A 21649-nucleotide genomic window follows, 5' to 3' on the forward strand; every position below is an offset into this window, starting at 1 on the left:
TCCCTTGAGTACCTCGCTGCGCGCCTCGACCAGGGCCGCAGCCTGCTCGTCAGTCTTGTACGGCTTGATCGCCTTCACCCACTTATACAGGCTGTGCGCCGAAACGCCGAGACGTTCGGACACTTCGGCGACAGAATAGCCGCGATCAACAATCTGTCGGACTGCCTCGTCCTTGAACTCAGGGCTGTATCTTTGGTTGCTCATGGTACTTCCTCCTATGCTCGGAACAGAGCACGGAAGTATCCAGCAAACCGGGGGCACTCCAACTCAAAATCTAGAGCCTCCGGTAAACACGGTACGGTTCAAATCGAGCCGATGCAGATCCTATGCGACGCGATCGCTCGCCTACTCATCATCCAATGCAAGTTTGCCGTTCTCCCGTAGTCTACCGCTTAGGTCCAAATAAATGCTTCGGCTGACTGGGCCGCATAGCCCGACACGAAATCCAATGGAGCCCTAAAGGGCGAATGCATATTTCAATTCGTCGTGTTCAAACGCGCTGGCCATGCGATCGCAGGCGTGCTTGGAGAGCCCGATTGAAGTGGCAACGGACTGCCACTCCGAGACGGAGGAGGACACGTCCCTCGCTATAGCGCGAGCGGTACCATCGTCGAGCGCGAAGTGCCGAGCGACGGAGAGAGCGAGATCGATCGACGCTGCATTGTTCTCCATGTCGATCGCTGTCGATAGGAATCGTGGCTTCAAATCGGCCGGGGTTGGATTCATATCGAATGCTGGTGAGAGCCGCCAGCCCAACGTGCCATCGTAGAGGAAGCCATGATTGCGCAGATGATCGTCTGTATTGGAGATGAGGACGGTGAAAACCAATCGTCGCCACAACGCCTGGCGGTCGGTTTCCGAGGCCGAGCCGTGTTGGCGCAACGCGTCGGCGATCTCGAGATAGCTTCGCTGGTCGCCGTCAGCAGCGCCCAGCAAGCTCATCGCGGACAGGTAGGGAACGCGAGTGTCCCCCTTTCGGTCAAAGCGTCGCAGCACCAACACCGCCTTTTCGCTCGGTTGCTCGATGCGCCATTGCGGGACGGAAATGCCCGCGTGTTCCGCTAGCGTCAGGGCCACTGCCTCCCAACGAACGACATCGATGTCGTCTTCGCGTTTGGGGAACTTTGCTATCGCAAGGGAGCCGTCCATGTCGAGCACCGATGCCTTCGGGCGGGCGCCGCCGAGCGATGAGCCAGGCGCCAACAGCAACGCCAAGAGCTCGTCGTCGGCCTCATACAGGACACGGTCGCTCGCAGTAAGCAGTCGTGGCAACTCGATGAGCGGTGGCACCGGGTCACTACCCGAATCGCCAAGGAATGGACCGCCGAGCGTATCGGTGAAGCGAAGTGCGCCTTGTCGGGACCGGTCGCTGACCCGCAGGAGGTAGTCGAGCTCCGTCAACGCTTGAGGTGCGCGTTCTTCCAGTCGGGCGTTTCGCCGTTCGGCACGCCCCATCAGGGCACGGCCCCAACGATCCGGCGCTGAATCGCCCAGCGCGCCGAACAGGGCGCGGCCCGCGCCGGTGTGATGTGCAGTGGCGCCGAGTGTCAAGGCGGGTTCCAAGGCGAACCGCTCGGGATCCCTGAGCCACGTATCGTCGTACTGAAAGCTGGCGCTTTCGCGACTCCGGCGTACGCGCGACCATAGGCGTCCAACCAGGCGATCTTCGCCTCCCAGGGCAACATAGACGAAGGTTTCCCGGTCCATGATCAGTATCGCTCGCGTTTGCGTATGCGGATGCGCTGAGGTAGCAGTTCGTCTGTCAGGTCGCGGCCGACAACGTCGTCACGCACGTCTGCTACGGACGCCAGCCGGTCTTCCAGCCCGAGGATAAACAGCAGTGTCGCCAAGGTGCCCGCCGAAACCCCGGGCTCGCCTTTCTCTGCCTTGGACAGAGTTGTGCGGCTGATGCTGGCGCGTTCCGCCATGACTCGGGTGGGTATGCGCCGGCGTCGGCGGGCGTCGCGCAAATCGGCGCCGAGCTTGCGCAATGCGCGCGTGGCGGGTATCGGAAGTGATTTCCTCGTTGCCATTTTTATGTCTAGAATATAAGTCGCAATAATCTATACAGGCCACTATTATAGACAGTAATATGAGTGCAAGCCATCCCAGTGGCGGGCTTGATGCTCATAGACAATCCTTGCCGCCGGATCAAATCCGGCCATAATGGCCGCCTGCCGGTACAGACCGGTGCCGCTGGCATGAAGCTTTATCCATGAACTGGACAGTGCATAAATTCGGAGGCAGCAGCCTGGCGGACGCCGAGTGCTTCCAGCGTGTCGCGGGCATCGTGCTGAGCGATGATTCACCGCGCATCGCGGTGGTGGTATCCGCTATGCGCGGAGTCACCAACGCTCTGTTTGGGTTGATCGAAAGTGCGGTGGCTGGTGCGGAAGATTGGCAGAAGGCGCTTGAGTCGCTGCAGTCGGATTATGCGGCGATTTCCGGAGAGCTGATTGCCGATGCCGGGCGGCGCGCCGAATTGCTGGCTGCTCAGAGTCGCGACTGCCGCGATGTATCGGACATTCTGCATTCGGCGGCTCTGATCCGCTCCGCGGGGCCGCGTGTCGAAGCCCTGGTTTCGGGCTGCGGCGAGCTCTGGTCGGCGCGGCTTTTGGCGGCCTTGATCGACGAGCGAGCCGGCGCCGACGGGCGGAACGCCCGCTGGCTGGATGCGCGCGAGGCTCTGCGCGTGGAACCGGGGGAACTCGGTGTGGTTGTGGATTGGCAGGCTTCGGGAAGGCACCTTGCACGTCTGCTGAAGGACGATACCGCCGCGATTCGCGTCATTACCGGCTATGTAGCCCGCGATGGCCGCGGGCTGCAAATGACGCTGGGGCGCAACGGCAGCGATTTTTCCGCGTCGATATTCGGCGCCTTGCTGAATGCGGAGTCACTAACCATCTGGACCGACGTGGAAGGCGTCATGAGCGCCGATCCCGGGCGGGTTCCCGAAGCGCACGTTATCCGCGAGCTGTCCTACAACGAGGCCATGGAACTGGCCTATTTCGGCGCCCGCGTGATCCATCCGCAAACCATGGGTCCGGTGGTGAGCAAGACCATTCCGGTATGGATACGGTCGAGCTTCAAGCCGGAATTGCGCGGTTCGCTGATTTCCGCGGACGGTGATCCCGACGAGCCCGTCAAGGGCATCACCATGATCGAGAACGTGTCCATGCTGAGTCTGGAAGGCTCGGGAATGATCGGCGTGCCCGGCACTGCCGACCGGCTGTTCAGCGCGCTGAGCGCAGCCCGGGTTTCGGTGCTGTTGATTACCCAGGCCAGTTCCGAGCATTCGATTACGTTTGCCGTGCCGCAAGCCCATGTCGAGAGGGCTGAGCAGGTTACGCGCGAGGCCTTTGCCGAGGAGATGGGTCTTGGTCAGGTAAGCCGGGTCACACGCAATGACGGCGTGAGCGTACTGGCGCTGGTGGGCGACGGTATGGTCGGCATTCCGGGCGTTGCCGGGCGTTTTTTCGGTGTGCTGGGAAGAGCGGGCGTGAACGTGATCGCAATCGCGCAGGGGTCATCGGAAAGGAATATCTCGGCCGTGGTCAGCGCCGCCAGCGCCACCCGGGCCTTGCGGGCGGCGCACAGCGGTTTCTACCTGTCGCAGACCACGCTTTCTCTGGGCGTGATCGGCGTCGGCAATGTGGGCGCCGAGCTGCTGGACCAGATCGCGAGCGCCGGCGATCAGTTGCGCGAGAATTTCAATCTGGACTTGCGGGTGCGCGCCATCGCCAGCTCCAGTCGTATGCTGCTGGCCGCCCGCAGCGTGGACCTGGCGCGCTGGCGGGAACAGTTGGCCGCGGATGGCCAACCGCTGGAAATCGAGCGCTTGAGCGCGCACGTCAACCCGGATCACCTGCCGCACGCGGCGATCCTGGACTGCACCGCCAGCCAGGAAATAAGCGATTGCTACGGCGATTTCTTTGCCGCCGGGATCCACGTCGTTACCCCCAACAAGCGCGCCCAAAGTGCGCCGCGGCAGAGCTACGAGCGGCTGCATAAACTGCGCCGGGATAACGGTGTGCACCTGCTCTACGAAACCAACGTGGGCGCGGGGCTGCCGGTAATCGAAACGCTGCGCGACCTGATCGCTACCGGCGACCAGGTGTTGAGTGTGGAAGGCATCTTTTCCGGAACTCTGGCCTATCTGTTCAATGCGCTGGACGCCAAAGCAAAATTCTCCAGTGTGGTTCGCGCCGCCCGCGACGCCGGCTACACCGAACCCGATCCGCGCGAAGACTTGAGCGGCATGGATGTGGCGCGCAAGCTGCTGATCCTGGCGCGCGAACTGGGCCTGAAAATGGAGCTTGAGGACGTGGAGGTGGAGAGCCTGGCGCCGGCGGAACTCGACGACGCGCCGGTAGCGGAATTTCTCGATGGACTGGCGAAATACGACGGCGAGATGCACGAGCGGTTGCAGCAGGCAGAGGCGGAAGGCCGTGTGCTGCGGTACGTCGGCAGGCTCGACAGCGAAGGCCGCGCTTCGGTGCAACTCGAATCGCTGCCCAAGGATCACTTGTTTGCCCGACTGCATCTGACCAGCAACATGTTTCTGTTCCGCACCGCGCGCTACAGCGACAGCCCGCTGGTCGTGCAGGGGCCGGGCGCGGGGCCTGAAGTGACCGCCGGCGGCGTGTTCGCGGACGTCTTGCGCCTGGCGCGGATGCTGGGCGCACCGCGCTAGCCTCGCTCCCTAACGCGGAGTCTGCGATGATCGCCTTCTGCAGCACTCGCGGTGCAGGCCCTGCCGGCCTCGAAACCGTGCTGCAGTCCGGCACGGCGCCGGACGGAGGGCTGTATGTGCCCGAGCGCCTGCCGAGGTTTTCACGCGCGGCGCTTTCCAAGAGCGCCAGCCCGGCCGAACTTGCGCAACACATGCTGGCCCCGTTCTTCGAGGGTTCTTCATTGGCCGCGGCGCTGCCGGAAATCTGCCGCAGCGCATTCGCTTATCCGCTGCCGCTCAGGGAGCTGTCGCCCGCACCGAATGGTGCTCGCCTGCGGCTGCTGGAGCTGTTTCACGGCCCCACCGCTGCGTTCAAGGATTACGGCGCGCGGTTTCTGGCCGCCTGCCTGGAGCGCATTCTGGCCAACGAAAGCGCCGCTTCGCCGCCTTTGACCATCCTGGTCGCGACTTCCGGCGATACGGGCGCCGCCGTCGCGTCGGCATTCTCCGGGCGCGAGCGGATTCAGGTGGTGGTGCTGTTCCCCAAGGGCCGAATATCGCCGCGCCAGGAGCACCATCTCGGATGCTGGGGCGGCAATGTGCAGTCAGTGGCGGTGCAGGGCGGTTTCGATGATTGCCAGCGCCTCGTGAAACAGGCCTTCGCCAGCCCCGAGCTACGCGGACAAGTGCGCTTGGGGTCCGCCAACAGCATCAACCTGGGGCGCCTGCTGCCGCAAGGTGTTTATCACGCCTGGGCCGCCCTGAACGCGCCGGAAGGTGCGCATTTCGTGGTGCCCACAGGCAATCTCGGCAACGCCTTCGCTTGCCTGCTGGCTCGCGAAATGGGCGCCGGCATCGGCCGCATTCTGATGGCCACCAACGCCAATTGCACGATCGGAGACTACCTGGCACGCGGTCTCTACGAGGGGCGGGCAAGCATAGGTACGCTGGCCAATGCCATGGATGTGGGCGATCCGAGCAACATGGAGCGGTTACAACATTATTTCGACGGCGATGTGGAGCGTATTCGCGAGGCCGTGACGGCAAGCAGCGTCAGCGATGCGCGCATCCAGGAGCGAATACGCAGGGAATACGCCGAGTCGGGCATCGCTCTTTGCCCCCACACCGCCGCCGGCGTAGATGCCTGCCACGAGCGCCTGTCGCGTCCCGGCGCGCCCGCCGGCGACTGGGTCCTGGCCGCCACCGCCCATCCCGCCAAATTCGATACCGTGGTGGAACCATTGATCGGCGCAAGTATCGCGCCGCCCCCGCAACTCGCGGAACTGTTGTCCCGTCCCTCCAGCCACGCGGAAATTCCCGCGCGCCTGGCCGCGCTTACTCCGATTCTTGTTCGGGCGGCGGCATGAGGGCGTCGTCCATCGCTTTCGCGCGCAGCCGGGCAGGGCGAGTCTCAATCCTGGACCAGTAATCCGCAAACGCTGGGCGGCCATCAAGCGTCTTGAATTCGAGGCCCCATTGGATGTGCGAGCCTACATAGACGTCGGCGGCGCTGAACTGGTCGCCGGCCACGAATGCGTTGGCGCTGACAGCGAGCTCCAGTGCGTCGAGCACCGCCTCCAAGGTTCCGTAGCCGATCATCGACTCGCGCTCCGCGGGCACCTCGAATCCCAGATGACGGTTGGTGGTGGCAGACTCCAAGGGGCCGGCGGCGAAAAATAGCCAGCGGTAGTATGCGCCGCGTTCGCCAGCGGGAGGAGCCAGCCCGGCTGTCGGGAAAGCGTCGGCCAGGTAGGCGCAGATCGCGGCGGTCTCCGTAACAACGACCTCGCCGTGCTTCAGAGCCGGCACCTTGCCCATCGGATTGATGGCCAGAAAGCGTTCCGATTTTATCTCTGTGCCGTACTGCAGGATTTCGGTGCGGTATTCGACGCCCACCTCCTCCAGCATCCAGCGGGCAATCTGCCCCCGCGACCAGGGGTTGGTGTAGAAAACAAGTTCCTCGCTCATGGCTGCCTCCTCCGTTTTTCTGCGCATTCCGCCAGCGTGCGCAATTTCTACCTCAAGTCGCCGCACCGGCCGTGGGGCGGCGCAACAGACCGGCCAAGTGTGGGCATGGCGACGCTCAAGCGCAAGCGCCGTTCGGCCACCCGAACAGCGTCTGCGTGTTGCGGAATGCCGCTTGCGCGAGTTCTTCGGGGTCCAGGCCCATCCGCTCCGCTACGGCACGCGCCACGTAGGGCAGGAATTCCGGCTCGTTGCGGCGTTTCTGCACGGGCGTTACGGCGGAGTGGCGCGGTAGCAGGTAGGGGCTGTCGGTTTCCAGCAATACGCGCTCCGCTGGAATGACGTCCATGGCTTCGAGTAGCTCATGGTTACGGCGCTCGTCCAGTATCCATCCCGTGATGCCGATGTAGAGCCCCAGGTCCAGGTAACTCTCGGCTTCCTGCGGCCCGCCGGTGAAGCAGTGCGCCACTCCCCCAAGCCGCGCGACCTCGCTGTCCTTCAGGATTGCCAGAAAGTCGGCATGGGCAGCACGCTGGTGCAGGAAAACGGGCTTGTCATGCTCGGCCGCCAATTCCAGTTGGCCCACGAACGCAACCCGCTGCGCCTCGGGCGGTGAAAGATTGCGGAAGTAATCAAGACCGCATTCGCCCGCCGCCACCGCCAGTTCACCGCCCATCAAGCTCCCGAGAACCGTGCGTGCCCGCTCCGGAGAATCGGTCCATTGCGTAGCAAGGTGCGGATGAATCCCCGCCGTGCATCGCAAGCGGTCCGGGTTCCTCTCCGCCAGCGTCCGCGCCCGCTCCGACTCCGCCAGACCAGTGCCTGTCACGATCATCCACCGCACCCCAGCCTCGCCCGCTCGCTCTACAACCGCATCCCGATCCGCATCAAACGACTCATCAGCAAGGTTCGCCCCAATATCAACCCATCCCACGTCAGCATCCTTCATTCAAGGATCACCCCACTAGCTCTCCCGCCATAAGGATCGGAAAGAATCTCTTCCTGTACCCTTCCTCGCGGGAGTGTTGGCGACAGGATGTCGCCACCAAGCCCCAAGGATGGGTTCATGCGTCTCCCGCGAGGAAGGGTACAGGAAGAGATGCCCAACAAGCCCACCAGCCTGAAAGCCGCTGCAAAGCAGAAACCGGTAGGGAAGCCTCTCGTCGAGACAGCCCCGCTGTGCAATAGGTCACGCGCCCCGCCAGCGAAACATGGCTGCTCCCAGTCCCAGGAACAACGCTGTGATGCCCGCCAGAATCGCCAGTTGTGGCAGCACGTCGCCCAAGCCCGCGCCGTAAAGCATGATGTCGCGCGCGGCTGTCAACGCATGCGTGAGCGGGAAAACATTGGAAAGCTGCTGCACCCACTGCGGCGCACCGGCCAGCGAAAACCAGACCCCCGAGAGCAGCATCATCGGCCACGTCACCAGGTTGAGCAGCCCACCGGCCAGTTCCTCGCTGGTGACGCGCGCCGCCATCGCCAACCCGATCGACACCAGGCTGATGGCAGCCAGCACCGCCACCAGGAACAACGCCACCCCGCTGCCTTCCATGCGGATATCCAGCAGCAGGCGCGTGGCGCCATACAGCAGCAGGGTAACCACGATGGCCAACATCAGGCGCGACAGAATCTGCGCCGCCATGAATTCCACTGGCTTCAGCGGAGTGGCCTTCAGACGTTTGAGAAATCCGTTCTTGCGGTAGCGCACCACCACGTAGCCCACGCCGAACAGACAACTGAACATGATGTTCATGCCCAGGATGCCCGGAATCAGCCAATCGACATAACTGATCGGCTCGCCGCTGGCGGGCTGCCGCAGCCAGGCGCCGTTATCGGACGATGTCAGCAGCAGCCGCTCGGCGAAATAGCCTCCCGGCGATTCCGGATTGATCCAGTAGGCGCCCGTGTCGAGGTTCAGAGCCAGGTCGAGCCGGTGATTGGCCACTCGATCCACGGCCTCGTCCTGCGGCATGGGAATGAAATCGAAGTAGCGTGTTTGCAGAAAGGGATGCGCCGAGGTGTCCACTTGTGCGTCGGCCTGTATAAGAGCCACCTTGTATTCCGACCGGTCGCCACCCGAGAAAATGGCCGCCATGCCGGCCACCAGCAGCAGCGGCATGGCCACGTTCCAGCCCAGCGTGGCCCTGTCGCGCAGGAATTCGAGGTTGCGGGCGTGGAGGATAGCCAGGATGCGCTGGATCATGAGCGAAGCTCCTTTCCGGTGAGGTCGAGGAAAAGGTCCTCCAGGCGGTAGGGGCGTGTGTTCAGACGACCCAGCGGCGCGCCCGCGCGCATCAGCCGGCCGATGGCCTCGTTGGCGTCGTCGGTATGGATTTCCACCATGCCGTTGCGCCGGTAACTGAGGAAGGGAAACTCGGGCGGCAGTTCGGCCAGGTCGCTTTCCGGAAGTTCCAGGATGATTTCCTTGTAATGGGCCTTGAGCAACTGTTCCGGGGCGCCCTGGGTAACGATCACGCCTTCGTTCATGATCACGATTTCGTCGCACAGGGCTTGCGCTTCTTCCATGTAATGCGTGGTCAGCACAATGGTCTTCCCGCGCGCCCGGATGCGTTCGACCAGCTCCCAGAAATTGCGCCTAGCCTGCGGGTCCATGCCGGTGGTGGGTTCGTCCAGAAACAGGATGCTGGGATCGTTCACCAGCGCAATTGCGAGTAGCAGCCGCTGCCGCTGGCCGCCGGAAAGCTTGCGGTTATCGCGTTTCTGAAGCGGCCCCAGCGCGCAGTCGGAAATCACCTGTTCGATAGGGGCGCGGCGCCGATAGAGCCGGTGAAACATCTCCAGCGTTTCGCGCACGGTAATGAAATCCTGCAGGGCCGCGGTCTGGAACTGCACGCCGGAATCCTGCCGAAACGCCGCGCCGGCCGGCTGGCCTTCGTAGAGCACTTCGCCCGAGGTGGCCGGCGTAACGCCTTCGATGATTTCCACCGTGGTGGTCTTGCCGGCGCCATTCGGGCCGAGCAGACCGAAGCAGCAATCGCGCTGCACATCAAAGGAAATCCCGCGCACCGCGCGCACCGGTCCATAATCCTTAACCAGGTCGCGCACCGCGAGAATCGGCGGGCTTGTCATGCGCGCGACTCAGGCCGCCAGACGGCGCAGCACGTAGGGAAGTATGCCTCCGTGGCGGAAGTATTCGCGCTCCTTTGGAGTGTCGATTCTCGAGCGGGCCTGGAATTCCACCTTCGAGCCATCGGCGCGGGTGGCGCAAACCTCTACGTTGACGCCGTTGGGCGCCCCGATGCCGTAACTCTCGCTGCCGTCCAGGCCCATTTCGGCGGCGCTTGCTTCATCCGGGAATTCCAGTGGATGCACGCCCATGCCCACCAGGTTGGAGCGGTGTATGCGTTCGAAGCTGGAGGCGATCACGGCGCGCACGCCCAGCAGTGCGGTGCCCTTCGCAGCCCAGTCACGCGACGAGCCCGAGCCGTACTCCTTGCCGGCCAGGACCACCAGCGGTGTATTGGCCTCGCGGTAGCGCATGGCCGCGTCATAGATGCTCAGCAGTTCCCCCTCGGGCTGCATACGGGTCCAGCCGCCGTCCACGCCCCCGGCCAGTTGGTTGCGCAGCCGGATGTTGGCGAATGTCCCGCGCAGCATCACTTCGTGATTGCCGCGCCTTGAGCCATAGGAGTTGTAGTCGGCCGCTGCCACGCCCTGCTCGCTGAGCCAGCGCCCGGCCGGCGACTTGGCCGCGATTGCTCCGGCGGGCGAAATGTGGTCGGTGGTCACCGAATCCCCCAGCAGGGCCAGCACACGCGCGGAACGCACCGGCTGGGGCTCGCTCGGCTGTGCGGATATGCCCGTGAAGAACGGCGGCTTGCGCACGTATGTGGATTCGCTGTCCCAGGGATAGCGGCTGCTTTCGGGGCTGTGCAGCGCATTCCAGCGTTCGTCGCCATCGAAAACGCCGGCGTAGCCTTGTTCGAACTGCTCCGCTTGCACATGGCGGCTCACTTCCGCCTGCACCGCAGCGGGATCGGGCCAGATGTCACGCAGATACACCGGCTGCCCGGCGGTATCCGTGCCCAGCGGGTCGTTCTCCAGGTCCACATCCATGCGTCCCGCCAGCGCCCAGGCCACTACCAGCGGGGGAGAGGCGAGGTAGTTGAAATACGAGAGCGGATGGATGCGGCCTTCGAAGTTGCGGTTGCCCGACAGCACGCTGCAGCCGGCCAGCCCCGATTCCTGGACGTGGCGCGCGATGTCTTCGCGCAACGGCCCCGAGTTGCCTATGCAGGTGGTGCAGCCGTAGCCCACGATATCGAACCCCAGGGCTGCCAGATCGTCCAGCACTCCGGACGCTTCGAGATATCGGGTTACCACCCGCGAGCCGGGCGCCAGACTGGTCTTTACCCAGGGCGGCGGCTTCAGGCCGCGCTCCCTGGCAGCCTTGGCCAGCATGCCCGCCGCCATCATCACCGACGGGTTGGAGGTATTGGTGCAACTTGTAATGGCGGCGATCAGCACCGCGCCGTCGCCGGGCTTGTCGCCTGCAAACGGCACGGTGGGGGCAGCGCGTTCCTTGAGCGCCGCGGCAAATGAGGCCTTCGATTCCGTGAGCGGAATGCGGTCCTGCGGTCGCTTGGGGCCGGCGATGGAGGGTGTCACGGCACCCAGGTCGATATCCAGTGTATCGTCGAATTCCGCTTCCGGGCCGGCGTCGTCCCGCCACAGACCCTGTGCCCGCGCATAGGCTTCCACCAACGCAATGTGTTGCCGGCTGCGCCCTGTCAGTTCCAGGTAGCGGATGGTTTCCGCGTCGATGGGAAAGATGGCGCAGGTGCTGCCGAACTCCGGCGACATGTTGGCCAGAGTGGCTCGATCCGCCAGCGGCAAACCGCGCAAGCCTTCACCGCAGAACTCGACGAACCAGTTCACCACGCCACGTTCGCGCAGGGCTTCGGTGACCGTGAGCACCAGGTCGGTGGCGGTGGCGGACGGCCGCAGCCTGCCGTGCAGCCGCACCCCGAGCACCGGCGGCGGCAGCATGGTGACGGGCTGGCCCAGCAAGGCCGCTTCCGCTTCGATGCCGCCTACGCCCCAGCCCAGTACGCCGAGGCCGTTCACCATCGTGGTATGCGAGTCCGTTCCCACCAGCGTGTCGGGATAGAGCAATTCATCGCCGGGCTCGCCGGTGCGGAATACGACCCGCGCCAAGCGTTCGAGATTCACCTGGTGGACGATTCCGGTGTTCGGCGGAACCACTTTCAACTGCCGGAACGCCTGCTGTCCCCAGCGCAGAAACGAATACCGCTCGCGATTGCGTTCGAATTCCAGCGCGTTGTTGCGGGCCAGGGCATCGGCGCTGGCGTAGTGGTCCACCTGCACCGAGTGGTCCACGACCAGCTCGGCGGGCACCAGCGGATTGATGGCTTCCGGATCGCCGCCCAGATCCTCCATGGCGTCGCGCATCACCGCCAGGTCCACCACGGCGGGAACGCCGGTGAAGTCCTGCAGGATCACTCGCGCCGGCCGGAACTCCAGTTCCGCCTGCCCGGCAAGGGCCGCGAGCGGGTCTTGTGCGGAAGCGCTGGCGTCCGCGTTGCGGAGCAGGTTTTCCAGCAGGATCTTGCGGCTGTAAGGCAGTTTGGCGACCGCGTCGGGGCCCAGTGCCGTGATGTCGTGATAGCGGTACGAGCGGCCCTCAAGTTCGAGACGGCGTATGTGATTGGCAGGCATTTCCAGGTACTGTTAATTCAAGACAAAAATTGGCTAAATCTTTGTTTTACCACTTATTATTTCGGGAAGACGATAGAGCCATACGAAATAGAGCATACCTAGCTGGGCGAGCGCAGGGACGGCTGCCATGCAGATCAGCACAGCCGTTGCGGCGCTGGGCGGCTGGTTTTCCGGAGCGAGGTCGGAGTCGAATCCGGAGGCGCCGAGCAGCAATCCTACTAGCAGCGGGCCGGCGGAGTAGCCCAGCCGCTCCACGAACACATAAACCGAGGTGTAAAGACCTTCGCGGCGCAGGCCGGTGCGCTCCTGGTCATGGTCGATGGTATCCAGCCACATGGCTTGCGAATACAGCAGGATCGCGGAACCGAAGATCCCGCTGACGATGCCGCGCGCAACCAGGAACACAATCAGAACCTCGCGGCTCCAGTCGGGGCTGGCAAGCAGCCAGGTCAGGCTGGCCAGCGATTCGCCGGCGGCGCCGATCAGCACGCCGCGCCGCTTGGTCATGAATTGCCCGCACCACTTCCAGAATGGAATGCTGGCGAGGATGGTCAAGGTGGTGGATAGCGCCAGCAAGGGAAGCAGTGTGAGGGGTTGTTTGAGAACAACCGTGAACATGAACACGGAGGTGCCGCCGGTCACGGCCAGCGCAACGAATTGCGTGCACTTGGCGCCGATCAGCAGGACGAAGGGTCGGTTGGCGGCAACGGTGCGCACCTGCTGCCAGAGGGTCAAGCTCGGCTGCTTCTCCAACGGCGCCTTATAAACATTACGAGTGCCGAAGAAGGGGAGCAGCATAAACACGAACACCAGGCAACCGAACATGAGGCCCATGCGCTGGTAGGCGGCGGCATCGGTATCTCCGCCAAGTTCTTCGACCAGCGCGGGAGCGACCGCGGCTCCCAGCATCGCACCCACCATCATGAATGCCGAGCGGTAACTCATCAGGCTCAGGCGCTGAATGCGATTGCGGGTCATTTCCACCGGGATAGTCAGGTAGGGCACGTTGAAGATCGTGAAGCCCAGCGAATAGAACACCAGCACGATCATCACCGCGCCCCAGGCGGGCGGCAGGCCCGCGAACAGCGAATGCATCGAAAAAACCGCCGGCAGGGAGGCGCCGCAAATCACTGCGCCCAGCAGCAGGTAGGGTCGCCGCCGACCCATCGGCGAGCGCGTGTGGTCGGTGACCCAGCCCATTAGCGGGTCGCTGAACGCATCGATCAACCGCGCCAGCGTGATGAGCAAGCCCGCCAGCGCCGGGTCCATCTTCAGCACCAGCGTCAGGTAGTAGAGCGCCAGCGCCGTGAAAACGTTGAGGTAGCTGATGGTGGCCAGCGAACCGGCGCCCCAGGTCAGTCGCTGAACGAAAGGCACGGGCGGCGGGGAAGAAGTGGCGGAATTCACCGGTGCGCTACTTTGCTGAAAATCCGGTCATGGGGGCCGTATTCTACGGGCAGGGCGCCCGTGGCTGGGTGTTGGCAACACCTGCGCAAGCATCGGCGCTTGCTTTCGGCGGGCATATGCGCGTATGTTCGCGGCATGAATTCCAGCAATCCTTGGGAGGAGTTTCGCCGCGGCTGGAAGCCTCTGGGCTCGGCCGTAATAGCCAAGGCGTTCAGTTTCGGCACGATTCCGATCTACGTCGTGGGCGTGGTTACTGTGCCGCTGGGGGAGGCGTTCGGCTGGTCGCGTGCCGAAGTGGCGTTCAGCTTCACGGTCGCCACCTTCACGTCTGCGAGCCTTTCGCCGCTGGTGGGCTGGCTCCTGGACCGTTTCGGCGCCCGCCCGCTGGTGATTGCCGGCACCGCGGGCTACGGGCTGGGCATGGCAATCATCGGTTTCAGCACCGACTGGCTGTTCGGCTATTACGCGGCCTGGTCGTTCGCCACCATGCTGGGCGTGGGCGGTTCGGCGATTGCGCTGTCGCGGCTGGTGGCCGGCTGGTTCGTGCAAAAGCGGGGTCTGGCGCTGGGCATCATGCTCATGGGCAGCGGATTGACGGCGCTTACCGCGCCGCCTTTCGTCGCCACCCTCATCGAGACTTTCGACTGGCGGGCCGGCTATTTCGGTTTGTCGGCCGCGATCCTCCTGATCGGCGTTCCGGTGGTGGTGGCGGGCTTGCGCGATGCGCCGAAGCCGACGCTCTCCGGCGCTGCGCGTCCGGCTGCAGACTCGCCGGAAGAAGCGTCATCCGAAGAAGCTCCAGCCCCCCGCGCCCAGGGGTTTCGCCTGGCATTCGAGAGCCGCGCGTTCTGGCTCATGTCGATTGCCTTCTGCGCCGCCACTTTCGGTATCGGCGGGCTGATCTCCAGCTTCATTCCGATTCTCCGCGACGTCGGCTATGGGGCGGTACAGGCAGGCGCGCTGTTCAGTCTGATCGGTCTATTCATAATGGTCGGCAGGCTGGGTGTGGGCTACCTGCTCGACAAGCTATGGGCTCCGGGGCTGACTTTCTTCGCACTCGCCAGCGGAGCCATTGCCTGCGGCTTGCTGGTGCTGCCGGCGCTACCCGTGTGGCTGGTGGTTGTCGCGGCCTTCTGCCTGGGGCTTGCTGCCGGCGCCGAATGGGACGCGCTGTCCTACCTGACGGCGCGGGAATTCGGTCTCGAATCCTACGGACGCGTCTATTCGCTGCTGGTGATAGGGGTGGCCGTCATCACGGCCATCAGCCCGCCGATCTTCGGCAATGCATTCGATCAAACCGGCAGCTACAACACGCTTCTACTGTTCTCCGCCGCGCTATTGGTGCTGGGCCCGGCGTTGCTGCTGTTCCTCAAACGCGGCCGGGGGCCCACCGCGGGGCACTAGTTAACACCGCAAGCTAGCGGCCGCCGCGCTCCGCAAGCGACTGCCAGGTGAATTCCTCGGTCCAGGGCGCGCCGGCAACGCGCCGCACCAGGCGGTCGCGCTCGTCTTGCAGCTCCTCTTCGAATTCGCCGGCCGGCTGATAGTCGCCAATGGCTTCGCGCTGCAAAAGGCCTTTTTCCTCCAGCAGCTTTTCCAGCACCATGACCCGGTCGCGCAGGATCCACAATTCCGAGAGCAACTCGGCGTTCATCCGCAGCAGGCGGTCCAATTGCTCGTCGCCGGTGACCGGCCTGACAGGAGGCTCGGTCATGCCGGCTTGGTGGCGACGTTAACCCAGGGATAGCCCTTGCTATCGAGCGCGCGCGCCTCGATCACCTCGAAACCGTTATCCCGGAGCACCGTGGACCAGTCCATGGAGCACGCCTCGCTGAAGAACGGTTCTCCACGGTATTCGGTATCCCAGTCCAGAATGGCGGCCTGAAAGGCGTCCACCCGGCAGAAGGGGGGCGGGTCGTTGATCACGATGTCGCCGCCGGGCTTGAGTATGCGCCAGGCCTCGCGGATCGCGTCGATGGCCACGCTGGCCGGCATTTCATGCAGCAGCGCATACATCAGCACGGCGTCGAAGGATGCGTCCGGCTCGCGCGTGTCGCGCACATCGCGCTGCTTGAGATGTATCGGAATCCCCATGCTGCGCGCCGCCCGGTGTCCGCCCTTGAGCAAAGCCGTCGAGATATCGCTGCCGACCAGCTCGGCTTGCGGATAGACCTGGTGGCAGGCCGCCAGCGCGCCTAATCCGCCGCACCCCGGCTCGTAGATGCGCGCGTAGCTGTCCTTGGGCAGCCTGCTGACCACGTCCACCCGCTGTTGGCGGATGTTCTGGTCCACCTCCACCGCCGCGTAACCGCCTCGCGAAAACACATAGGGTGCAACTCCGGCCATGAACATGGGCGTGGCAAGGTCGTAGCCGTCCCAGCCGCCTGGTTCGAGGTGCCACTCCACTCCTTGGTAGTAGTCCGGGATGGGGACGCTGTCATCGAGCTCCAGCGAGCCGCCCTGGTATTCGATCGGGCGATTCAGGATTTCCAGGCATTGGTCGCGCTTTTGCTCGACGGCCGGAATCGCGCGCACGAAATTTTCTTCGGCCACATAGCGCTGATACAGCCGTTCATGTTGGAAAGCAGGGCAGGCCAGCGCCGCTTCGCGCGCTTCGGACGCCCGCTTGAGCTGCGTCGTGGGTTCCGGGTCGGTTTCCGCCTCCATCAGCGCGCGCCCGCGCTCGGTTGCCAGGAACTGGCTGCGCGCCAGGTCGCGAATGTGGCTTGAGGAGTAATGCTGGAGCGAGCCCAGGAACTGCAGGCCGGCGCGGCTTCTCTGGTCGAGTGGAATCATGAGTCCTTGTTCCCCCAAGTTGTGGCTTCCAATAGTCTATCGAATTTCCCGCGCTCCGTGCGCCGCCCGGCGGCCAAGCCACGGATCGACGCGCAACTCCGTGTGCCGCCCCAGCGTGCAGTATAGTTTGCCGCTTGCTCGGAGAGGGCGGAGTGCGAGAGGATGTCAATCTTCAGTGGCGGATTGCCGCCAGGCCGGTAGGCAATGTGCGCCCAAGCGATTTTCGCTTGGCGGAATCTCCGGTTCCCGAGGCCGGACCCGGCCAGATGCTGCTCAAGACGCGCTATCTGGGGTTGGCCCCGGTCATGCGCATGTATATGCAGGGCCTCAATCCGTCCGGCGAGACCGCGCTGGAGATCGGCGATGTGATTCACGGGCGCGGCGTGGCCGAGGTCGTGGAATCGCATCACCCGGACTATCGTGCCGGCGACATCGTGCAGGGGCAGTTGGGGTGGCAAACCTGGAAAGTCACTTCGGCCACGCCCCGCGAACGGTTCTTCAAGTGCAAGGACTACGGACTGCCCTATGCATTGGGCGCCGGTGTGCTCGGCATGACCGGAGTGAGCGCCTACTGGGGCCTGCTGGATGGCGGGCGCCCCAAGGAAGGCGACCTGGCGGTGGTGTCCGGCGCGGCCGGGGGCGTGGGATCGATCGTGGTGCAGATGCTTCGTATCCTGGGTTGCCGGGTGATCGGCATTGCCGGTGGGCCGGAAAAGTGCCGCTTCATCCGTGAGTTGGGCTGCGCGGAGGTCATCGACTACAAGAACGAGGATGCCTGCGCCCGCGTCGGCGAGCTTTGCCCGGATGGCATGGACCTGTATTTCGACAACGTGGGCGGCGAATTGCTGGCCGCCTGCCTCGACAACCTGGCCTTCGGAGCGCGCATCGTGCTGTGCGGTTCGATCTCGGAATACCTGCGCGAAGAGCGTTTCGCGCTCGGCAACTATCTGAACCTGCGCCGCGTGAACGGCAGTATGAGCGGGTTTTTCGTGTACAACTACCAGGATCGCTTCGACGACGCATTCGACGGCCTGGCCGCCTGGATTCGGGCCGGTAGTCTCAAGCCCATACAGGATGTCGTGGAGGGCTTCGAGAACATGCCGGACGCGCTGGCGAGGTTGTACGATGGCCGCAACGTGGGCGTGCAATGCTGCAGCGTGCGGGGCGAACCGGAGAACTAAGAACCGATGAACAACGTTAACAAGCCCCCCTATCCGCGCCCCGCGGCGCGCTGGTACATGGTGGTGCTGCTCACTCTGGCCTACTTCATTTCCTACATCGACCGCACCGTTATCGGCTTGCTGGTGGAGCCGATGAAGGCCGATCTGGACTTGAGCGATGGTCAGATGGGTTTGTTGCTCGGCCTGGCCTTCGGCATCTTCTACGCCACCATGGGGTTGCCGCTGGGTTGGTTGGCGGACCGCGCACGCCGCGTAAGCATTGTCAGTTGCGCCATCGCCCTGTGGTCCGCGGCAACCGCATTTTGCGGTCTGGCGAGCAACTATCTGCAGTTGTTCATGCTGCGCATGAGCGTCGGCGTGGGCGAGGCGGCTCTCAGCCCCTGCACCATGTCGATGATCGCCGACAGTTTCCCCAAGGAGAAGCGCGGCAAGGCCATCGCCGTGTATTCCATGGCGCTATCCTTGGGCACCGCCACGGCTTATTACGCAATCGGCGCGCTGCTGGCCGCGTTGCGCGGCGTGGAGGTTCTGAATTGGCCACTGGTCGGCGCCATCAAGCCCTGGCAGGCCGTTTTCATCATTGTCGGGCTGCCGGGACTGCTGCTGTCGCTCGTCATGCTCACGGTCAAGGAACCGGTGCGCCGAGACCTCAAGGAGGGCGCTTCCACCGGCCTTTGGCCCATGTTCCGGTATTTCTTCTCGAACTGGAAAACCTTCGTGACGTTTCTGCTGCCTTTCTGCCTGATGACCACGGTGGCTTACACGCATTTCTGGATGCCCGCGGTGTTTTCGCGTACCTGGGGCATGGATACGCCCGAATTCGCCCAGATCAAGGCCATCGTCACGCTGGTTTGCGCGCCGGGCACGGTATTTGCGGCTGGCGCTCTGTCCGATTACCTGGTGCGTAGAGGTCGCGATAACGCGCCCTTGCTGATCGCCGTGGTGGGCGCATTCGTCTTTGTGCCCACTGGATTCCTGATCGCCCTGATGCCGGGCACGACTTCGGCGTTCGTGGTGATGGGGGCCAGTCTGATGGGCATCGCCACCACCACCTCCACCGGCTTGACGGCGCTGTTGATGATTACGCCGGCGCAGTTCCGCGGCCAGATTTCCGCCCTCTATTACATGGCGATCAGCATTACCGGCCTCACGCTGGGCCCGTCCACGGTCGGCTGGCTGTCCGACTGGTTCAACGGCGGCACCGGGTTCGCCGGCTTCGACGCCTTCCTGGAGTCCCTGATGCCGGGCGTTACCGGCGCCAAAAGCCTGGCAGTCGCCTTCGCCGCCGTGCCCCTGATTTACGGCACCGTGGTCCTGTCGCTGGCGCCCGTCACGCTGCGCTGCTTCCGCCGGGCTCTGGCCCGCACCCAGCAAGCCTGATCACCACTCCGCGCGAGTTCAAATAAACGATGGTGCGGTCGCTGAGTTACGCTTCGGCGCGGTCGATGGGGCCGCCGCCAATGCATTCCTCGCCTTTGTAGAACACCAGGTACTGCCCCGGTGTGACCGCCCATTGCGGGGCATCGAAGCGCACCAGGCAGCGGTCGGGCGTTAGCAGGCGGGCGACGCACTCGGCGTCGGTCTGGCGGTAGCGGGTCTTGGCGCTCAAGCGCAGCCCAGTGGTCAGGCCGGCGGGCGCACCGCGAATCCAGCGCAGCCCGCGCACTATGGCCTGACGGCTGTAGAGCAGCGGATGATCGTGTCCCTGCGCCACCACCAGCGCATTGGCGCAAGTGTCCTTGCGCACCACATGCCAGGGTTCGGGGCCGTAGCCCTTCCTGCCCCCGAGTTGCAGGCCCCGGCGCTGGCCTATCGTGTAGCCGGCAAGTCCGGTGTGCTCTCCGACCTGTTCGCCCTGCAGCGTGAGGATCGGGCCCGGCCGCGCAGGGATGTGCCGGGCAATGAATTTCGGGAAGGCGCGTTCGCCCACGAAGCATATGCCGGTGCTGTCCGGCCTCTCGTAGTTGGGAAGCCCGCGGCGCCGCGCCATGGCCCGCACTTCGTCCTTGTCGAGCGCGCCGACCGGGAAAAGACAGCGCCGGAACGCCTGGCCGCGCACCGCATGAAGAAAGTAAGTCTGATCCTTGTTGCGGTCCTTGCCGCGCAGCAGCCGGGTGGCGTCGCCCGCCTGGTCCAGCCGCGCATGGTGGCCGGTGGCAAGCCGCTTCGCGCCCAAGCGCTCGGCCATGCGCAGGCAGGCGCCGAACTTGATGCGGCGGTTGCAGCCCACGTCCGGGTTGGGCGTGCGCCCGGCGCGGCACTCGCCTAGCATCGCCTCGAACACCTCCCGCCGGTACTCGTCGGCGAAGTTCAGATGATGCAGAACAATGCCGAGATGCTCGGCGACGCTTCGCGCGGCGCGGAGATCATCCGCAGCGGGGCAGGAGGCGTCCGCTTCCTCCCAGTTGGTCATGTGCAGCGCTTCCACGCGATGGCCCGCATCGAGCAGCCGCAATGCCGCGACCGCCGAATCCACTCCGCCGGACAGCGCCACCATTACCGTGTCGGTCATGCCGGCAGCTCACTCCGCCAGCTTCCTGGCGATCCCGGTGTAGCGGGCGGGGGTAAGCGCAAGGAGTTCCTGCCGCGCCGCATCCGGAATCTCGATAGTGCCGATGAAGTCCCGCAGGGATTTCTCCGTGATGTTCTGATTGCGTGAAAAATCCTTGAGCCGCTCGTAGGCATCCGCGCAGCCGTGCGCGCGCATCACCGTCTGCACCGCCTCGGCGAGCGTTTCCCAGGCGCCGTCGAGGTCGGCGGCCATGCGCCCCGGGTCCGGGGAGATCTTCTCCAGCGCCTTGCCGACCTCGGTCCAGGCCAGCAAAGCGTGTCCCAGAGCCACGCCGAGGTTTCTCAAGACGGTCGAATCGCTCAAGTCGCGCTGCAGGCGGGATACCGGCAGCTTGGACGAGAAATGATCGAGCAGAGCATTGGAGACGCCGAGATTGCCCTCGGCGTTTTCGAGGTTGATCGGGTTGACCTTGTGCGGCATGGTGGATGAACCGGTCTCGCCGCGTGCGGCCTTCTGGCGGAAATATCCGAGCGACACGTAGGTCCAGGCGTCGCGGCAGAAATCGATGAGGATACGGTTGATCCGCGCCAGCGCGTCGCAGTACTCCGAGAGCCAGTCGTAAGGCTCGATTTGCGTGGTCACGGGGTTCTGCTCCAGCCCCAGGCCGGCCAGGAATCGGCGGCTGAAGTCCGGCCAGTCCACGTCCGGACAGGCCGCGTAGTGGGCGTTGTAGTTGCCGGTGGCGCCGCTGCACTTGGCCAGCACGGGAACGTTGTTGAACACGTCAAGCTGGCGCCTGAGCCGGTGCGCGAAAACCGCCAGTTCCTTGCCCAGCGTGGTGGGGCTGGCCGGCTGGCCATGCGTACGCGCCAGCATCGGCAAGCCGGCGTGCTCGCGGGCCATGGCTGCAAGCCTCCCGATCAGCGTTTCCAGGGTGGGAGCCAGAACCCCTTCGCGCGCCTGTTTCAGCATCAGCCCATAGGCGCTGCTGTTGATGTCCCAACTGGTGCACGCAAAATGCAGAATCGGGATGCGCTTCTGCAATGCATCGAGCGCACCGAATCGTTCCGCCAGGTACAGTTCCACCGCCTTGACGTCGTGGCGGGTTTGCGTTTCCAAAGCCTTTACGCGCTGCGCTGCGTCCAGCTCCAGCTCCTCTTCCAGGGCATCCAGAAAAGCGCTTTCCTCGGCGGCGAGCGGCAGGGCGGGCGTGAATGAAGGCTCGGCGCACAGCGCCCGCAGCCAAGCCAACTCCACTTTCAGCCGCTGCAGGATCAGGCCCCGTTCGGAAAACAGTTCGGCCAAAGGGCTGGTGGCCGCCGCGTAGCGCCCATCCAGCGGCCCCAAGGCGTCAAGAGAATGGTCGAGCCTTGGGTGCGGACACATCAGACTGCGCGGCTATACTCCAACACGCGC

The 21649-nt window shown here is 64.2% G+C and carries 17 protein-coding genes and 1 pseudogene; 5 read left to right on the plus strand and 13 right to left on the minus strand.

The window, feature by feature from the left end; all coding sequences use genetic code 11:
* Window positions 1-3: 3 nt before the first annotated feature.
* From ACWCOO_RS04755 to ACWCOO_RS04765, 3 genes and pseudogenes are all read right to left on the minus strand, one after another.
* Window positions 4-204, minus strand: a pseudogene (locus ACWCOO_RS04755) (transposase); the annotation flags it as partial.
* A gap of 252 nt (window positions 205-456) precedes the next feature.
* Window positions 457-1707 (minus strand): type II toxin-antitoxin system HipA family toxin, encoded by a 1251-nt coding sequence (locus ACWCOO_RS04760; RefSeq protein ID WP_446831811.1) that lies wholly within the window; start codon window positions 1705-1707, stop codon window positions 457-459.
* A gap of 2 nt (window positions 1708-1709) precedes the next feature.
* Window positions 1710-2033, minus strand: coding sequence for a helix-turn-helix domain-containing protein (locus ACWCOO_RS04765; protein WP_446831812.1), 324 nt, complete (start codon window positions 2031-2033; stop codon window positions 1710-1712).
* Window positions 2034-2215: 182 nt separating this feature from the next.
* Here ACWCOO_RS04765 and thrA point away from each other — a divergent pair, with 182 nt between their 5' ends.
* Together thrA and thrC are read left to right on the plus strand one after the other, a co-directional pair.
* The gene (gene thrA, locus ACWCOO_RS04770; protein ID WP_446831813.1) at window positions 2216-4693 is read left to right on the plus strand and encodes a bifunctional aspartate kinase/homoserine dehydrogenase I; all 2478 of its coding nucleotides are present in this window, start codon (window positions 2216-2218) and stop codon (window positions 4691-4693) included.
* A 26-nt stretch (window positions 4694-4719) separates the two neighbouring features.
* Complete coding sequence (gene thrC, locus ACWCOO_RS04775; RefSeq protein WP_446831814.1) at window positions 4720-6039, plus strand: threonine synthase; 1320 nt, start codon at window positions 4720-4722, stop codon at window positions 6037-6039.
* Here the strand turns inward: thrC and ACWCOO_RS04780 are convergent.
* The 6 genes from ACWCOO_RS04780 to ACWCOO_RS04805 all read right to left on the minus strand — a co-directional run bounded on the left by ACWCOO_RS04780 (window position 6008) and on the right by ACWCOO_RS04805 (window position 13744).
* The gene (locus ACWCOO_RS04780) at window positions 6008-6640 is read right to left on the minus strand and encodes a glutathione S-transferase family protein (RefSeq protein ID WP_446831815.1); all 633 of its coding nucleotides are present in this window, start codon (window positions 6638-6640) and stop codon (window positions 6008-6010) included. The two genes, thrC and ACWCOO_RS04780, sit on opposite strands and share 32 nt — an antisense overlap.
* A gap of 115 nt (window positions 6641-6755) precedes the next feature.
* Entirely contained in the window at window positions 6756-7586 is an 831-nt protein-coding gene (locus tag ACWCOO_RS04785) for a TatD family hydrolase (RefSeq protein WP_446831816.1), read from the minus strand.
* Between the two features lie 240 nt (window positions 7587-7826).
* Window positions 7827-8840 carry an ABC transporter permease gene (locus ACWCOO_RS04790; RefSeq protein WP_446831817.1) on the minus strand — a complete coding sequence of 338 codons (1014 nt, stop codon included), beginning with the start codon at window positions 8838-8840 and terminating at the stop codon, window positions 7827-7829.
* Complete coding sequence (locus ACWCOO_RS04795; RefSeq protein WP_446831818.1) at window positions 8837-9727, minus strand: ABC transporter ATP-binding protein; 891 nt, start codon at window positions 9725-9727, stop codon at window positions 8837-8839. Before ACWCOO_RS04795 ends, ACWCOO_RS04790 begins: the two co-directional genes overlap by 4 nt.
* Before the next feature lie 9 nt (window positions 9728-9736).
* Window positions 9737-12337 (minus strand): aconitate hydratase AcnA, encoded by a 2601-nt coding sequence (acnA, locus tag ACWCOO_RS04800; RefSeq protein ID WP_446831819.1) that lies wholly within the window; start codon window positions 12335-12337, stop codon window positions 9737-9739.
* Window positions 12338-12370: 33 nt separating this feature from the next.
* Window positions 12371-13744: an MFS transporter gene (locus tag ACWCOO_RS04805; protein ID WP_446831820.1), complete on the minus strand. Its 1374-nt coding sequence runs from the start codon at window positions 13742-13744 to the stop codon at window positions 12371-12373.
* Between the two features lie 135 nt (window positions 13745-13879).
* On the opposite strand from ACWCOO_RS04805, the gene ACWCOO_RS04810 reads away from it, so the two are divergent.
* Window positions 13880-15148, plus strand: a complete 1269-nt coding sequence (locus ACWCOO_RS04810; RefSeq protein WP_446831821.1) for an MFS transporter — start codon at window positions 13880-13882, stop codon at window positions 15146-15148.
* A gap of 13 nt (window positions 15149-15161) precedes the next feature.
* Here the strand turns inward: ACWCOO_RS04810 and ACWCOO_RS04815 are convergent, their stop codons facing one another.
* A complete protein-coding gene (locus ACWCOO_RS04815) occupies window positions 15162-15458 on the minus strand; it encodes a hypothetical protein (RefSeq protein WP_446831822.1) in 297 nt (98 codons plus the stop codon).
* Window positions 15455-16540: a class I SAM-dependent methyltransferase gene (locus tag ACWCOO_RS04820; protein WP_446831823.1), complete on the minus strand. Its 1086-nt coding sequence runs from the start codon at window positions 16538-16540 to the stop codon at window positions 15455-15457. Before ACWCOO_RS04820 ends, ACWCOO_RS04815 begins: the two co-directional genes overlap by 4 nt.
* A gap of 152 nt (window positions 16541-16692) precedes the next feature.
* Between ACWCOO_RS04820 and ACWCOO_RS04825 the strand changes: the two genes are divergently transcribed.
* Window positions 16693-17721, plus strand: a complete 1029-nt coding sequence (locus ACWCOO_RS04825) for an NADP-dependent oxidoreductase (RefSeq protein ID WP_446831824.1) — start codon at window positions 16693-16695, stop codon at window positions 17719-17721.
* 6 nt (window positions 17722-17727) lie between these two features.
* The gene (locus tag ACWCOO_RS04830; protein WP_446831825.1) at window positions 17728-19101 is read left to right on the plus strand and encodes an MFS transporter; all 1374 of its coding nucleotides are present in this window, start codon (window positions 17728-17730) and stop codon (window positions 19099-19101) included.
* A 46-nt stretch (window positions 19102-19147) separates the two neighbouring features.
* Here the strand turns inward: ACWCOO_RS04830 and mnmA are convergent, their stop codons facing one another.
* Both mnmA and purB read right to left on the minus strand, forming a co-directional pair.
* Complete coding sequence (gene mnmA, locus ACWCOO_RS04835) at window positions 19148-20233, minus strand: tRNA 2-thiouridine(34) synthase MnmA (protein ID WP_446831826.1); 1086 nt, start codon at window positions 20231-20233, stop codon at window positions 19148-19150.
* A 9-nt stretch (window positions 20234-20242) separates the two neighbouring features.
* On the minus strand, window positions 20243-21619 hold the full coding sequence (gene purB / locus ACWCOO_RS04840; RefSeq protein WP_446831827.1) for an adenylosuccinate lyase: 1377 nt from the start codon (window positions 21617-21619) through the stop codon (window positions 20243-20245).
* Window positions 21620-21649 lie beyond the last annotated feature (30 nt).

Origin of the sequence: Candidatus Foliamicus sp. (genome assembly GCF_965221325.1) — a bacterium.
Classification (GTDB): domain Bacteria; phylum Pseudomonadota; class Gammaproteobacteria; order Steroidobacterales; family Foliamicaceae; genus Foliamicus.

What these genes read in the sequence shown, in the direction of transcription:
- ACWCOO_RS04760 (WP_446831811.1), bottom strand. Translation starts at nt 1,707, where the DNA reads ATGGACCGGGAAACCTTCGTCTATGTTGCCCTGGGAGGCGAAGATCGC.
- ACWCOO_RS04765 (WP_446831812.1), bottom strand. Translation starts at nt 2,033, where the DNA reads ATGGCAACGAGGAAATCACTTCCGATACCCGCCACGCGCGCATTGCGC.
- thrA (WP_446831813.1), top strand. Translation starts at nt 2,216, where the DNA reads ATGAACTGGACAGTGCATAAATTCGGAGGCAGCAGCCTGGCGGACGCC.
- thrC (WP_446831814.1), top strand. Translation starts at nt 4,720, where the DNA reads ATGATCGCCTTCTGCAGCACTCGCGGTGCAGGCCCTGCCGGCCTCGAA.
- ACWCOO_RS04780 (WP_446831815.1), bottom strand. Translation starts at nt 6,640, where the DNA reads ATGAGCGAGGAACTTGTTTTCTACACCAACCCCTGGTCGCGGGGGCAG.
- ACWCOO_RS04785 (WP_446831816.1), bottom strand. Translation starts at nt 7,586, where the DNA reads ATGAAGGATGCTGACGTGGGATGGGTTGATATTGGGGCGAACCTTGCT.
- ACWCOO_RS04790 (WP_446831817.1), bottom strand. Translation starts at nt 8,840, where the DNA reads ATGATCCAGCGCATCCTGGCTATCCTCCACGCCCGCAACCTCGAATTC.
- ACWCOO_RS04795 (WP_446831818.1), bottom strand. Translation starts at nt 9,727, where the DNA reads ATGACAAGCCCGCCGATTCTCGCGGTGCGCGACCTGGTTAAGGATTAT.
- acnA (WP_446831819.1), bottom strand. Translation starts at nt 12,337, where the DNA reads ATGCCTGCCAATCACATACGCCGTCTCGAACTTGAGGGCCGCTCGTAC.
- ACWCOO_RS04810 (WP_446831821.1), top strand. Translation starts at nt 13,880, where the DNA reads ATGAATTCCAGCAATCCTTGGGAGGAGTTTCGCCGCGGCTGGAAGCCT.
- ACWCOO_RS04815 (WP_446831822.1), bottom strand. Translation starts at nt 15,458, where the DNA reads ATGACCGAGCCTCCTGTCAGGCCGGTCACCGGCGACGAGCAATTGGAC.
- ACWCOO_RS04820 (WP_446831823.1), bottom strand. Translation starts at nt 16,540, where the DNA reads ATGATTCCACTCGACCAGAGAAGCCGCGCCGGCCTGCAGTTCCTGGGC.
- ACWCOO_RS04830 (WP_446831825.1), top strand. Translation starts at nt 17,728, where the DNA reads ATGAACAACGTTAACAAGCCCCCCTATCCGCGCCCCGCGGCGCGCTGG.
- mnmA (WP_446831826.1), bottom strand. Translation starts at nt 20,233, where the DNA reads ATGACCGACACGGTAATGGTGGCGCTGTCCGGCGGAGTGGATTCGGCG.
- purB (WP_446831827.1), bottom strand. Translation starts at nt 21,619, where the DNA reads ATGTGTCCGCACCCAAGGCTCGACCATTCTCTTGACGCCTTGGGGCCG.